This window comes from Neisseria sp. HMSC067H09, from assembly GCF_001814135.1.
In the GTDB taxonomy this organism is placed as follows: Bacteria; Pseudomonadota; Gammaproteobacteria; order Burkholderiales; family Neisseriaceae; genus Neisseria.
The window spans coordinates 1-260 of sequence record NZ_KV814931.1; the positions used below are offsets into that span (position 1 = coordinate 1).

Consider the following 260-nt stretch of genomic DNA (forward strand, 5'->3'; position numbering starts at 1 on the left):
AGGAGTTGTGCCGCTTTGTTAATTTTTATAACACGGTGAAGCCGCACCGAAGTTTGAACGGCGATACGCCGTTTGAGGCCTTGCAGGCTTATTTCTCTCAACCTGTGATGTAAACAATGCGATGATTTCCTACAATTAAAATATCTACTTCGTCATTCTTACCCTTCCTATGCTGGAATAAACGTAGCGGCATAAGTTTACTGATTTTAATCTGTAATACATATAAAAAAGGTCGGCGGATTCGCATTTGAAGTGCAACT

Annotated in this window: 1 pseudogene; it reads left to right on the forward strand. The window is 40.4% G+C overall.

Annotated features, from left to right (window positions below):
- Positions 1-113, forward strand: a pseudogene (locus HMPREF2954_RS13285) (IS481 family transposase); the annotation flags it as partial.
- Positions 114-260 lie beyond the last annotated feature (147 nt).